Raw genomic sequence first — 12,561 nt, forward strand, 5'->3', positions numbered from 1 at the left:
CCGCACCTTCCGTCCATGCCGCATCACACACGGGCGCCTGCATCCGTCTGCCCCGCCTTCGCCTGGTGGGCGGCTGGTCTGGTTCGCAGACGGGCACGGAGTGTCTCCACAACGGTGCGCGCGGCGTTCAGTTCGCCGATCGGGAAGCCGTCGGCCAGATCGGCGATGTCGCCTGCCTGCGGTGCGTCGAGTGATCGCGGCCCGGTGGTCTCCTCGTGCTCGTTCAGCGCGTGCAGCGCGGCGCTGAGGCGTCCGGTGAAGCGGACCGTCCCGTCGGCGATGTCCACTCCTTCCGCCGCGCCCACCTGCCGGTTCCATGCCACTGCTGCTTCCTGGGTCAGCCCCGGGGGCAGTGCCGGTTGCAGAGTCCCGCCGCGTATCCGTGCCGGGTAGCCGCCCGGGAGGCCCCACGGCCCTGGCAGGCTGGTGTCCCAGTCCGCGCCGTACAGCAGCGCTGCGACCAGTCGGGCAGCGGTGCGGCCGGTCACCAGGTTGAGGCGTTCGCGGCCGGTGGCCCGCTGTGCGGCCAGGTGCTGTGTCACGTCGGGGACAGGCGTGCCGTCCAGCCAGGCGCGAGCCTCGTCGTCGGCCGACCGGGGCCGGCTGAGGTGGACATGGTGGGCGAGGACCTGCAGCCGTTGTGGATCGACGGCGCCCAGGGCGTGTGTGAGGGACGAGGCCACCAGCCCAGCGTTGCCGATACCGCACAGTACCGGCAGGTGGAGAGCGCTGAGCAGAGGATTGACCGCGTCCGGGAAGCAGGCGTTGACCAACCGGGTGCTGTGGCCTTCTGCGGCCACGGCGGTGGCGGCTCGTACGGCGAGGTCGGCCTGGAACGGCAGAGTGAGCCCGAAACCCGCCTGGGCGATCAGGTCGGTCCAGGCGCTGGGAGTGCGTTCGCGCTCCCAAGGCGAGTGCATCGAGGCGCAGACCAGTACAAGGTCCGGACGCTCTGCCCTGATCAGCTCACACAGCGCTTCCACGTCCGTTGTGGCCTGGGCTGCGGTGAAGGTGACGCCCGTGCCCGCGACGACGGCGCGGGCGCCGGCGAGGTAGACCAGCTCTGTGACGGCTGTGTGCCGACGGCCCGCCACGGTGACGCGCAGGCCTACGTGGGACAGATCTGCCAGGGCACAGCAGGTCGCGGTGGCCAGCGAACCTGTACCCAGGATCAGTAGGCGGGCCATTCACTTCACTCCGACGGCGGCGGCCACGTCCGCGACACTCTGCACCAGATGCGCGTCGCCGTCGTGCAACGGCTGGTAGTCGGAGCGCGCGTAGGTTCCGGAACCGTGGATGACGACGGTCCGGTGTGGGCCGATAAGTCCGCGTTCCACTCCTTCCCGCACGCCGGTCATCGCCATCAGCAGTGACCATTCAGCGAGTTCGTCCGGGTCCTCGGGCAAGCTGAGCCCGGCATGGGCCAGTGCGGTACGCACGGCCGGGTAGTGCTGCAGGCACTCATGCCGTGACACGACGATCCCGCCGCCGCCGAACTTGCCAATGATCTCGTTCATGCGCTGGGCGGTGGGCGGCCGGTGGGTGTAGAACGTGGGATCGATGATCTCACTCGGGCTCTGCGTCGTGTAGGGGAAAGTCGGGTCGACGTCCTGGTGGTACAGGCGCGCGGCGGGGTCCCAGGCGTACCTTGGCGCGTTGCGGCGGTCGAAGCTGCCGAAACGCTGGCTGAGCACCATGTCCGGGATGTGGAGGTGCTGGACGAGATACGACTCCGGCCGCTGTATGGACGCGGCCTCGGAAGCGGCTTCCAGCAGGGTCCTGCCGGTGTGATAGCCGAGCAGGCCGAAGGCACTGGAGACGGCGTGGGCGTGCGTGCGTACCTCGCCCGGCGTGATCGGGTCGGCGTCTTCCTCGAAGAACGCCCGGGTGGCGTCCGCCACCATGTAGTTGGCCAGCTCCAGCGAGAACCACATCCGGCCACCGGTATGCCGGGCCCAGTCAGCCGCGTGTGTGCGTACGAACTCCCGAGCGAGCGGTTTGACGTCTTCGGCCTGTTGACCTTCGTACAGCAGAACGGGGTTGAGTGCGCGCAGTTCGGGGTCGGTGATGAGCCGGCTGCGGCGCAGCTTGCTGCGACAGGCTGCGGGGCTGATCGTCACCACTCGTAACTGGTGAGGTTCGGCCAGACCCAGTTCGAGCGCCCGTAGCACAGCGTCGCGCAGGGCGGTGCCCTTGTTCGCGGAGGTGGGTGTGACCAGCAGGACGGGGATCCCGGTGCGACGCAGGTGTTCGACGGCGCGCGCCACGATGAGCAGGGAAGCCGGGGTCTTGGTGGTCTGGGTGGCAGGGTTGGCGGTCAGGTCCAGCAGCCGCATCGGGTGCCCCTGGAAGTCCTCCAGCCGACGCCAGGAAACGACCGCGGCGGCGAAATACTCGCGGACGGCTTCGTCCAGCTCGGGGAAGTGGAAGCCGGGCCGGAACCCCTCGGGCTGTGGGGCACCGTGCGGCTCCTGACCGCATGCCGCCACGATGTCGGGCAGTCGGTGGTAGTGCTCAAGGACTGGGTTGCGTGTGACGTTGCCGGCGTCCGCGTACGTCATGACGGCACTCCGGACGGTGGCCGGCTATCCGCTTCGAGTCTGTTCACTGCGGCCCTTGCTCCCTGGGGTGACGAGTGTTCCTGCCGAACCGTGCGCGGTGCGGGAAGGCGCCGAGGAAGGTCGTTGGGCGCCGGAGGGGATTCAATTGCCGAGGATCGACTTCAGAACGGCCACATAGTCCGAACCGGTGTCGAGCGGCGCGTATTTGGGCGGTTCGGCCTGGGCGAGGGCGTCAAGTGGCGCGACCACCACGCCATAGTCGGGTCGGTGCTTGTACTGGATGGACATGCGGTCCTGCCGCACCGCGCTCACCCGGTGCGGTGCTGCCCGGTGCCGGCCGTTGGACCAGCGCTGGACGTAGTCGGCGAGGAAGACGAACAAGGTGTCCGGCTCGATGGGCACTTCGGACCACGAGCCGTCGCTGCCGCGGACGTCCAGGCCGGGTTCGTCCTGGTGCAGGATGGTCAGCAGTGACAGGTCGATGTGCGGCGACATGGCGTAGTTGACCTTCGAGCCGACGTCGGACAGGTGGCTGGCGCCGTAGTAGTTCAGTCCGAGGCGATGCAGCGGAGTGTTCAGGTAGCCGGTGAAGAAGTCATCGCCCAGCCCCAGGTCGATGGCGCAGGCGGCCAGGAGGCCGTCACCCAGGTCGGTCAACCGGTGGAACAGCTCCAAGGACTTGGGGAAGGGTTCGTGGTAAAAGTCCACGGACTCGGGAAGGGTCAGTTCGCCGGTGACGTTGCCGATCCGGAACTGCTCGCAGGCTTCGGTGCCGCTGTGGGTGCGGCTCCTTTCCCTGCCGAGTCCTCGGTAGCCCAGGAACTGGGACTCCTCTGCGGCGTCGTACTTGTTCTTTTCGTCGGACGGCAGACTGTAGAAGGTGCGCATTTCCGCGTAGACGTCCTGGATCAGTTCGACGGGAATACCGTGGTCGCGGACGAAGAAGAATCCTTCGCGCCGGCAGATGTCGCCTATGTCGTCAGCGACCGCCTGTCGCTCTTTCGAGGTCCAACCGGCCGCAGGACCTGGCAGCCGTATTTGCGGTATCACCCTGTTACCTCCCGTTTCGTCGCCGATCGAAGGAGCCTGGGGTGTTTCCCGGGCCGCTTGGTCGCGCCACGCCGATAGGTCCGGCCACGCACGCCGCAAGGGCTGGAGGCCTGACTGCGGGCCCGTCCCATGGGCTGCACGAGTAGGCGTCGAAGGGAGCGAATGCAGGGCCGCTCAGCGCCGCGTCCGGTCCCTTTGGCGGATTGTGCACTCGTGAAGGAATGGCGAAGAGCCCCGGTGGTCGATGCAGGCTGCCGCCAGGTCGGCATGAGGGGAATGAGACCGCCGCTCGCCCGCTCCGTCCGGATCGTGGGCAGCAGTTCCTGTGTTGCCCCAGTCATCTTGTGAGCACTGCATAACCGCCGCAACCCCGTGGGGTCGACTTTCGGTCACCTTGCGCCGGAAACGCATCCGTTATCGCGCCGTGAAGTATCTGTCTGGTGACGGCACCTTTCTTAACGAGTCATGACGTATTCACAGGGCGTCTTGACGGCAGAGAGTCCCCCTGGGACAGGTCGGGCGAATGTCCGAAAGTACGGTGCAGGTCGCCAGGCACGGTCTTCCGTTCATCCTGCACATGCCCAACACTGAGGAGCCGCACCACATTTGGCGCCAGCGGTGGGCTGGACTCCGTCCGGCTCGTGCCACGAATGCCGCCGCGCCCCTGCCCGGCCTGTGAGCTGTCCCGCTGCGGTGCATGACGACAATCGATGGAGCACGCATGATGCTCAACAGTTTCGATGAATGGTCGCCGCTCAAGGAGGTGGTGGTCGGCTCTGCGACGAACTACACCTCGCATCAGCGTGAACTGTCCTTCGACCTCTTCTTCCACGACAACATCGCCGGTGACAACGCCTCCCGCTCGGAGTGGTTTTACCCGCGGCTGACCGCCGGTGGACACAGCGAGTCGTCACCGAGCGGAACCGTGCCGATCAAACAGCGCTACGTGGACGAACTCAACGAGGACTTGGCGGGCATCGTGGATGCTCTCACCACGCTGGGGGTGACCGTTCACCGTCCGATGGACCTGGACGCCGAGACGGCCGAGGTGCGCGCACTCGCTTGGAGCGCCTCGGTGGTGCCTCCGCTCAACGTACGGGACAACACCCTCATCGTCGGCGACGAGATCATCGAAACGCCACCGATGATCCGGTCCCGCTACTTCGAGACCCAGTTCCTGACACCTGTGTTCCAGCGGTACTTCGAGCAGGGAGCCCGCTGGACGGTGATGCCGCGGCCCCTCATGACGGATGCGTCTTTCGACCTGTCGTACGCCAGGGTCAGCTCTGTCGGTGGCCCGACTGAGCCCATCGCCGATCCGCAGCCCACGAGCTACGACGTCGGCACGGAGATGATGTTCGACGGTGCCCAGGTCCTGCGCCTGGGCCGGGACCTGGTCGTGAACGTCTCCACCGCCAATCACACGCTCGCGTGCGACTGGCTGGAGCGTCACCTGGCAGGCCGTTTTCGCATCCACCGGGTTCACCGCATCAGCGACAGCCACATCGACAGCATGGTGCTCGCGCTGCGGCCCGGTACTCTCCTGGTCCGCACACCCGAGCTGCGCGACAGGCTGCCCAAGAAGCTCCGCTCATGGGACCTGATCGTGCCTCCGGCTCCGGAGCGCAACCACTTCCCGTCGTACGACGATTCCGATCTGATCCTCACCAGCCCGTTCATCGACCTGAACGTGCTGTCCGTCTCCCCGGAGACCGTACTCGTCAACGAGGCCTGCCCGGAGCTGATGCGCATGCTGGAGAAGCACGGTTTCACAGTGGTGCCGGTACGGCACAGGCACCGACGGCTGTTCGGCGGCGGCTTCCACTGCTTCACCCTCGACACAGTGCGCGAAGGCGGGCTGGAGGACTACCTCGACTGAAGCCGGTCCACGCCGGGACCGCCTGCCACAGAAGGAGACCGCGTGCTCGCTCCGGCTCGACTCATCGGCATCGGGACCGCCCTGCCCTCGGTCTCCTACACTCAGGACGAACTCCTGCAGGCATTCGGGATCACCGATCCCGCGACCCGGGCGATCTTCCGCAACAGTACGATCCGACGGCGCGGACTGACCCTGCCGCCTCAACTGCCGGACCAGTCCCGTGCGGTGGAGTCCCAAGGGGAGTTACTGGCCAAGCACCTGACAGAAGGGCTGCGGCTGGGCAGGGAGGCAGTGCTCGCCTGTCTTGCGGAGGCCGGCGCCGATGTGACGGACGTGCGGCACCTGTGCTGCGTCACGTCCACCGGGTTCCTCACCCCCGGCTTCTCCGCCCTTCTGCTCAAGGACATGGGGATCAGTCCCAGCTGCTACCGCCTGGATGTGGTCGGCATGGGATGCAACGCAGGGCTGAACGCACTGGCGTCGGTGGCGGGATGGTCACGATGCCACGCCGGCGAACTGGCGGTCATGGTGTGCATCGAGGTGTGCTCGGCAGCGTACGTCATCGACGGTACGCGGCGTACCTCCGTGGTCAACAGCCTCTTCGGTGACGGCGCCGCCGCCGTCGCGGTGACGGCCGGCGGTACTCAGCCGCCGGCCGCGGGCCCAGAACTGCTGGCCTTCGCCAGCCGCACCATTCCCGAGGCGGTGGACGCGATGCGCTACGACTGGGACGACGAGCAGCACAAGTTCAGTTTCGCCCTCGACCCGCAGGTGCCATACGTCGTGGGGGCCCATGCCGAAGAGCTCGTGGAAAGGCTGCTGATGGGTACCGGCGTGCGCCGCTCCGAACTCGCTCACTGGGTGGTGCACGCAGGCGGAAAGAAGGTCGTGGACTCCGTCCGGGTCAACCTCGGCCTGAGCCGACACGACGTCCGGCACACCACGGGTGTACTGCGTGACCACGGCAACCTGTCCAGCGGATCTTTTCTCTTCTCCTGTCAACGGCTCGCTGACGAGAAGGCGGCTGTCTCCGGGGACTTCGGGATTCTGATGACGATGGGTCCCGGCTCGACCATCGAAATGGCCCTGGCACGGTGGTGACGGGCCGGGAAAGAGGTGTGACGGTGCGAAGCAACGGTGAGCGGGATCGGGCCCGCGAGGGGCTGGAACTCAGTCTGAACGTGGACGGCACAAGGCCCCTTCCCCGACTCACGGCGGAGCTCGACGCGGTGTGCGATCGCCTTGAGGAACTCACGGACCGCTCGGTGTTGGGGATTCGGTTACTGCCGGTCCCGGCCGACCGGAGATCCTGGCCAAGCGGCGTCGGCGTGCAGGAAGTGAACCGTTGGGAACGGGCGGTGCGCCGGCTGGAGCGGCTTCCTGCGATGATCGTGACGACCGCGGCTGGAGTCTGCGGCGGTCCGGCCCTGGACCTGCTGCTGGCCAGCGACTTCCGGATAGCCTCTCCCGACCTGCTGCTGATGCTGCCCGTGAACGACGGGCACTTCTGGCCGGGCATGGCCGTGTACCGGCTTGCTCAGCAGCTCGGCACCGGGCGTGCCCGGCAGATCGTGCTGTGGGGAGACGATCTTGACGGCGTCCGGGCACATGAACTCGGTCTCGTCGACCAACTCAGTGACGACCTGCCGGAGGCCGCTCACACGGCTGTGGTGCTGATGGGCCGGATATCCGACCGTGAGCTCGCGGTGCGTCGACAACTGCTGCTGGAGGCCCCGTCCGCGGAGTACCAGGACGCGCTGGGCGCCCATCTGGCTGCCTGTGACCGGGAACTGCGCCGCTTGGCCGCAGTCGGCGGCGGCGAGGAGACTGGCGTATGAGCTCCGCCATGCTCCCGGACACCCACGCGCTTCCATCGCCTCCGGTGCCGCGAGGGCAGCTCGCCCCGGACGCCGAGACGCTTCGGCGCTACGCGGAGCGAGCAGAGCGTCTGTTGACCCTGCTGCCACCCCGGCCCGAGCGGGATGCGGCGCAGGAGGCACAGGCCGACGCTCTCCGCGATGCCTGCAGGACGGCCCGGCACAGCTTTCTGGCCCGGCACGCGGAGCAGGTGTACGAGGTACTGACCGAAGGCCGCGCGCTTCGGCTTCGGCTCAACCCTCTTGTGCGGGAAGCCCAGGCACGGTTCCCAGGCCTCGTGCCGGCCGAGCCGAGGCTCGCCGAGGATCGCGACCTTGTGCAGGCCCAGAAGGAAGGCCACGAGATCGATCTCGGTGTCTTCTTCGGCGCCCTGCTGCGCTGCCCTGTCGCGGGCACGCACCTGATGGAGACCATGCTGCACATGGCACCTGGGTCCGAGGCTCTGCTGGAGGACTTCCGCCGCACGGACCGGCTGGAACTCAACTCCGTGCACGTAGAGCGCCGCGGCCCCGCCGCGCATGTGACCTTCCGCAACAGCCACTGCCTCAACGCCGAGGACAACCAGCTCATCGCGGACCTGGAGTCGGCGGTGGACGTGGTGCTGCTGGACGACCGGGTGCGGGTCGGTGTGCTGCGCGGAGGAGACGTCGACCACCCTCGGTATGCCGGACGGCGGGTCTTCAGCGCGGGAATCAATCTGAAGGACCTGCGCAACGGCGCGATCTCCTATGTGGACTTCCTGCTCGGCCGTGAGCTGGGATACGTCAACAAGCTCGCGCATGGCCTGCTGCCCACGGAGTCCGGTTGGCGGGTGCCCGCAGCGGTGCACAAGCCCTGGGTGGCCGCTGTCGACACCTTCGCGATCGGCGGCGGTATGCAACTGCTGCTCGTGGTGGACCGCGTCATAGCCGAGGACGGGGCGTTCTTCAGCCTGCCCGCGGCAGACGAGGGCATCGTTCCCGGCCTGGGCAACCTTCGACTCACCCGGCTGACCGGCGCCCGGATAGCACGGCAGGTGTTGCTGTCGGGGCGCCGGCTGCGTGCGGGCGAACCGGGAGCGGAGCTGGTATGCGACGAGGTGGTGCCGGCCGGCGAACTCCACGACGCCGTGGAGCGGGCGGTGGCCGACCTGGCCGGCCCGGCGGTGGCTGCCAACCGCGCCATGCTGGCGCTTGCCGAGGAGCCATGGAACCACCTGCGCTCCTACCTCGCCGAATTCGCGGTGGTACAGGCCCAACGCATCTACAGCGCGGATGTCATTGCCCGGGTGGAAAGCCGGTGGGCCGGGGCATGACCACGCCCGCACAGAACCGGGCCACAGCGGGCGGTGTACCGGAACCGTTCCGGCCGCTCGCCGCACTGGACCGCTCCCACCTGCACTCCTCGCTGAGCGATCCGCTGCTGAGCTCCGTGGAGTTCCTCAATGAGGTCATGCGCCGGTACCCGGACGCGATCTCCTTCGCTCCGGGTGCTCCGCACCCCGACACGTATGCCGACCTCGACGTGGAACGCTTCATACGCAGGTTCCTCGAGCGTGCGGGCGCCGAGTGGGGCCACACGCCGTCCGCTGCGCGCCGGCTGCTGTACGAATACGGACCGAGCCGCGGCCTGGTCAACGGCCTGGTCGCCGATCTGCTTCGACGCGACCGGCAGGTGCACGCCTCGCCGGAGGCGGTGGTGATCACTGTCGGGGCGCAGGAAGCGATGTTGCTGGTTCTGCGCGCCCTGATCCGCTGCGACGACGACCTGCTCGCCGTGGCGGACCCCTGTTATGTGGGAATGACCGGCGCGGCCCGACTGCTGGGGGTGGGGATCGTTCCGGTTGCCGAGAAAGAGCACGGCCCGGATCTGGAGGCCCTGCGCGCGGCCTGCCGGGCGGCCCGCCGCTCCGGGCGCCGGATTCGGGCGTTCTATGTGGCACCGGACTTCTCCAATCCCGGCGGGAACCACATGGATCTGGCCCACCGCAGAGAGCTCTTGGAGTTGGCCGAGGCGGAGGACTTCCTCGTGGTGGAGGACAGCGTCTACGGATTCACCGCCGCAGAAGGCGAAGAACTGCCGTGCCTCAAGGCTCTGGATCGCGGCTGCCGGGTTGTCCACCTCGGAACCTTCGCCAAGGTGTGCTTTCCCGGGGCGCGGGTGGGATACGTCGTGGCGGACCAGAAGGTGCGCTGCGAGGGTGCCCGCACCACGCTGCTGGCGGATGAGCTGGCCCGGCTGAAGACGATGGTGACGGTGAACACCTCACCTCTGTCGCAGGCGGTCGTCGCAGGGATGCTCCTGGAGCACGGCGGATCCCTGGCCGCCGTGTGCCGGGCGCGTTCCGGGCTGTACCGGCGCAACCTCGCCCACTTGCTGGACGAGCTGGACGGGTTGCGGGATCAGGGGCTGTCGCGGTACGTCAAGTGGAACCGCCCGGCGGGCGGGTTCTTCGTCCGGATGCGGCTGCCCATCCGGGTCGACGACGAACTGCTTGCGCTCTCCGCAGCCGAGTACGGTGTGCTGTGGACACCGATGGCCCCTTTCCACCTCGGCTCCGGCGGAGACCGCGTCCTGCGGTTGTCCTGCAGCTATCTGGACGCCGAGGACATCACCGCCGGCGTGGCCCGGCTCGGCGCCTTCCTACGCGGAGAGGTGGGCCCGTGACCTCTTCCCGGGTGCCCTCGCTGCCTGTCGAGCGGATCACTCCCTTCGACCCACCGCCCGAACTGGCACAGCTGCGGGCCACCTCCCCTTTGACCAGGTTGCGCTACCCGGATGGCCATCTGGGGTGGCTGGTCACCGGCTACCACATGGCCCGGCAGGTCTTGTCGGATCCACGGTTCAGTGCGCGCTCGCAGCTGAAACGGGCTCCGACCGTGCGCCCGGGCATCGAACCGTTCTACAGTGCGCCCGCGTTGCCCGGATGGCTGGTCGACATGGACGCACCGGAGCACACCAGGATCCGGCGGCAGCTGGCCAAGGCGTTCACCGCGCACCGGATGCGGTCCCTGCGGCCGAGGATCGAAGCGATCGTCAGCGACCGTCTGACCGCCATGGGTGAAGCAGGCGATCCGGCTGACCTGATGGAGTCGTTCGCGCTGCCGGTGCCGTCGCTGGTGATCTGTGAACTGCTGGGCGTGCCGTACACGGAGCGAACCACCTTCCAGCGCGACAGTGCCACGCTGTTCAGCCTGGAGGCGACTGCGGAGCAGGCCGTACGCGCCATGGCGGATCTGGAGGCGTTCCTCACCGACCTGACAGCGTGCAAGCGGCGGCGGCCGGGGGAAGACCTGGTCAGTACCCTGGCCACCGACGGTGAGCTGACCACCGCCGAAATCGCGGGGGTGGCTGCCCTGCTGCTGTCTGCGGGACACGAGACGACCGCCAACTCCCTGGGACTGGGAGTGTTCGCCCTGCTGAGCCACCCCGACCAGCTGGCGAGGTTGGCCGCCGAACCCGGTCTTGCCGATACCGCGGTGGAAGAACTGCTCCGTTACCTGACGATCTTCCACTTCGGCGTGCCGCGCACCCCGTTGGAGGACGTGCCCTTGGCGGGAGAGGTGGTACGGGCGGGTGAGGCCGTGACGGTGTCGCTTCCGGCGGCGAACCGCGATCCTCAGCGGTTCGCCGGCCCTGATCTGCTCGACATCGGGCGACGCCAGGGTGGACACCTCGCATTCGGCCACGGGGTGCACCAGTGCATCGGGCAGAACCTCGCGCGCGCCGAAATGCGGATAGCGTTCCCCGCTCTCTTTCAGCGTTTCCCGTCCTTGCGTCTTGCCGTGTCGCCTGAGCAGGTGCCTTTGGGGCGGGACAACGGGTTTTACGGAGTACACCGGTTGCCTGTGCGCTGGTCGTGATCGTGCAGCCGTCGCCGGGCGGCCGCACGATCACGCTTGGTCAAGCGGTGAAAAGCCGGGCCAGGCGTTGTTCCACGTCGTGCGCGGTCGGGAGGCTCTCGGCCACGACGCAGTGCAGCAGTGTGTCGTCGCGCCGGTCGAAGGCGCTGCTGATGATGACACCGGTCCGGGTGTCCGGATCGTATGCGAGTCCCGCGTCGTGGAGCCGTTCGATCGCCGCGTCGAACGAGGGGACCGACCAGCCCTTGGGCCAGAAGCCCTCGAACAGGACCCGGTCCTTCGTGTAGTTGCTGCCGACGATCCCGTCTCCGAAGACGCTGTACACGTGCGTCGAGCCTGTGATGCGCCCGTTGTACTCGGTGAAGAGCAGCTCCCCGTCGGGGGTGACGATCGCATCGGCACTGAGTCTGCCGCGGTAGCCCATGCGCTGAAGGGGTTCGCACAGTTGCCGACCTTGGCGGGTGAGTTCCTCCAGTAGGTCCGGTGGTACATGGGCCGGTGGGATGATCTGCTTCGTGGTCACCGGCTCTGACAGCATCTCGCCGTGGCCACCGAACGCGATGACGTCATCCGTGATCAGGAATTCCGCGAAGCACGCCACACTTTCGGGAAAATACCGTTCCACGACAAAGAGATGCCGGTCGTCGTCGGTGAGCCAGTTCCAGCGGTCCTTCAGATAACGCCGAACAGCATCGTGGTCAGCGGCGACGACGACCCTCTTCGCTCCGACGGGCGTCAGGCCGGGCACCGCGGACACGATCTCGTTGCCGGCGCCTCCTGACATGTAGTCCTTCTTCAGGATGGCGACGTGGCCGGAACCGACGAGTTCCCACACGGCCTCGACAGCGTCCCCCTGATCGGCACACACTCGTCCCTGCGGCAGGCCCGCGCCCGCGCCGGCGGCGATGGCCCTGAACGCTGTCTTGCTGTTCAGCAGGGCGCCGCCGCCCTGCTCCACGAAGGCGTGGCCGGGGAGCGCCGCGGGAACCCCGAGGGCAGTGGCCAGTCGAGCGACGGAGGCACCGGGCCACAGGGGCAGGATGCCTGTGATGGGGCGGCCGGCGAGGGCCGAGCGGATTTCGGCGAGCAGACGCCCGTCGGTCAGGGTCGCCCCCGACAGTGTTTCGGAACGACCACTGTCCGTGGGCGGTACCACGATGTGCAAGGACGATCGCCGTGTGCCCGTCATAGCGGTGACATAGCGAAGGAAGGATTCTTCCGGTGCGGTCGGCAGGACGACGATGTCGTCGTCCTGCGCGAACCACACCACGCGCTGATTCCACCAGCCCGATGCCGGGCGGGTCCGCAGCACCTCGTCGAAGTCATTGCCGACCACCAGGTTCACCATGTC

The 12,561-nt window shown here is 67.7% G+C and carries 10 protein-coding genes; 6 read left to right on the forward strand and 4 right to left on the reverse strand.

What is annotated here, in order from left to right:
• Positions 1-23: 23 nt before the first annotated feature.
• From ACW4TU_RS00315 to ACW4TU_RS00325, 3 genes are all read right to left on the reverse strand, one after another.
• Entirely contained in the window at positions 24-1,187 is a 1,164-nt protein-coding gene (locus tag ACW4TU_RS00315) for a hypothetical protein (protein WP_457423378.1), read from the reverse strand.
• Entirely contained in the window at positions 1,188-2,561 is a 1,374-nt protein-coding gene (locus tag ACW4TU_RS00320; RefSeq protein ID WP_457423380.1) for a DUF6002 family protein, read from the reverse strand.
• A 141-nt stretch (positions 2,562-2,702) separates the two neighbouring features.
• Positions 2,703-3,611 carry a 2-oxoglutarate and iron-dependent oxygenase domain-containing protein gene (locus ACW4TU_RS00325; RefSeq protein ID WP_457423382.1) on the reverse strand — a complete coding sequence of 303 codons (909 nt, stop codon included), beginning with the start codon at positions 3,609-3,611 and terminating at the stop codon, positions 2,703-2,705.
• Between the two features lie 721 nt (positions 3,612-4,332).
• On the opposite strand from ACW4TU_RS00325, the gene ACW4TU_RS00330 reads away from it, so the two are divergent.
• The 6 genes from ACW4TU_RS00330 (at position 4,333) to ACW4TU_RS00355 (ending at position 11,210) form a co-directional block, all read left to right on the forward strand.
• On the forward strand, positions 4,333-5,490 hold the full coding sequence (locus tag ACW4TU_RS00330; protein WP_457423384.1) for a glycine amidinotransferase: 1,158 nt from the start codon (positions 4,333-4,335) through the stop codon (positions 5,488-5,490).
• A gap of 42 nt (positions 5,491-5,532) precedes the next feature.
• Positions 5,533-6,591, forward strand: a complete 1,059-nt coding sequence (gene dpgA / locus ACW4TU_RS00335) for a 3,5-dihydroxyphenylacetyl-CoA synthase DpgA (protein WP_457423386.1) — start codon at positions 5,533-5,535, stop codon at positions 6,589-6,591.
• Positions 6,592-6,719: 128 nt separating this feature from the next.
• The gene (gene dpgB, locus ACW4TU_RS00340; protein ID WP_457430623.1) at positions 6,720-7,328 is read left to right on the forward strand and encodes an enoyl-CoA-hydratase DpgB; all 609 of its coding nucleotides are present in this window, start codon (positions 6,720-6,722) and stop codon (positions 7,326-7,328) included.
• Positions 7,325-8,662, forward strand: coding sequence for a (3,5-dihydroxyphenyl)acetyl-CoA 1,2-dioxygenase DpgC (dpgC, locus tag ACW4TU_RS00345; protein ID WP_457423388.1), 1,338 nt, complete (start codon positions 7,325-7,327; stop codon positions 8,660-8,662). Before dpgB ends, dpgC begins: the two co-directional genes overlap by 4 nt.
• On the forward strand, positions 8,659-10,014 hold the full coding sequence (locus tag ACW4TU_RS00350; RefSeq protein WP_457423390.1) for an aminotransferase-like domain-containing protein: 1,356 nt from the start codon (positions 8,659-8,661) through the stop codon (positions 10,012-10,014). The genes dpgC and ACW4TU_RS00350 overlap by 4 nt, the downstream gene beginning before the upstream one ends.
• Before the next feature lie 146 nt (positions 10,015-10,160).
• Positions 10,161-11,210, forward strand: a complete 1,050-nt coding sequence (locus ACW4TU_RS00355) for a cytochrome P450 (protein WP_457423392.1) — start codon at positions 10,161-10,163, stop codon at positions 11,208-11,210.
• Between the two features lie 40 nt (positions 11,211-11,250).
• On the opposite strand, the gene ACW4TU_RS00360 is transcribed toward ACW4TU_RS00355, so the two are convergent.
• Positions 11,251-12,558, reverse strand: a complete 1,308-nt coding sequence (locus ACW4TU_RS00360; protein ID WP_457423394.1) for a preATP grasp domain-containing protein — start codon at positions 12,556-12,558, stop codon at positions 11,251-11,253.
• Positions 12,559-12,561 lie beyond the last annotated feature (3 nt).

It is taken from the genome of Streptomyces kryoterrae, from assembly GCF_054072135.1.